The sequence below is a fragment of the Solimonas aquatica genome (assembly GCF_900111015.1).
In the GTDB taxonomy this organism is placed as follows: domain Bacteria; phylum Pseudomonadota; class Gammaproteobacteria; order Nevskiales; family Nevskiaceae; genus Solimonas; species Solimonas aquatica.
The window spans coordinates 1-1,225 of record NZ_FOFS01000029.1; the positions used below are offsets into that span (position 1 = coordinate 1).

The 1,225-nt window shown below is 56.6% G+C and carries 1 protein-coding gene; it reads right to left on the reverse strand.

Features of this window, described 5'->3' with window-relative positions; translation table 11 throughout:
* The coding region (locus BMY12_RS20120; protein WP_245732645.1) for a pesticin C-terminus-like muramidase at positions 1–1,225 on the reverse strand (1,225 nt) is incomplete at both ends.

The window sequence follows — 1,225 nt, forward strand, 5'->3', positions numbered from 1 at the left end:
GCCAGATTTTTGAAATCACCGCGGAACCTCATGTCGACAATCACGTCACGTATCGCCGGATCAAGCTGATCCCAGGTCGTCCCGACATCTTTTGGAAAGTTGTTGTCATACGCTCTCTTGGCATCGTTGTAGGTATCCTTGTAGCTTTGCAAGAACAGCAAGTATTGCTGCTCTCGCGTCAATTCGATGCCCGCAGGCTCTACGTTGTTCTCAAAATATGGGGCCGCAGCGTTGCCTTGTTTGCCGATTGCTCCAGCCAATAAATCGATATTCGCTTGCGACATGTTCAGGCGGAACAGAATGTTCTTCACGTCTTGCGCCTTCTTTCCTCCAAAGTCATAGCCGCGCCCCAGCGTTGTGCCCGAGTTGCCAATGACATCTCCCTCGTTGTTCTGCGGCAGGTGAGGCTTGCGTGAATAAAAGCGGTCATCCGCAGCATCATTCCCCTCCGCATCGAACGTCAAATCCCCCCAAGGAATGACGCTCGCATCGACGTAGCGGACATCATTCGGATCCGGCATTTCGTTCGCGAAGAAGATGGGCTGGGTCAGCAGGTGAATGTACGTCGGGAACGCATAATGCTCGAAAGCATAGAAACCCTCAGGAAGGTCCGGCAGATAGGCCAGCGCCGCTTTGGCATCGCAGTTGGCGACGGGCTTTCCATTCAGCGGATCGCGTCCGCTCAATGCCTTGTAGAGTTCCAGGGCGACGGTGTCATCGAAATCCCCGATCACGGCCCAAGCTCCGGTGGAAATGCTTTTGCCATAGTGGCTCTGGAAGCGATTCCACTCACCTGTTCCCCCCGACCAGGCCAGTGCCCCCTCATCATTGAGTCCTGAGAATGTTCCATTGGGGTCGTACAACAGATGCTCCCCAGGGGCAGCGGCAATGTCGGTGAGATAGAACGCAAAGTGGATCATTCGCGGGTCCACGCCGGTGGCGAGCGTGCTTTTGGATGGATTCGTGGGCGCGCCGCCATAGGCATCGATCAGCAGGTACTGCAGCTTCGCTGCTCCATCGGGATCGACATAGAATCTGGGCAATCCGCCGGCATAGGCAGTCAGGTCGAGCCGCAGGGCTTCCGGGTTGTTGAGGCTGTCGGCGATGCCGGCCGGATCGGGGCTGATGAAGCGTCCCTGCGCGGGATCGTAGTAGCGCGCCAGATGATAGAACAGGCCTGTTTCGTCGTCGGCGTATTGGGCAACCAAGCGCAGCTTGGGATCAA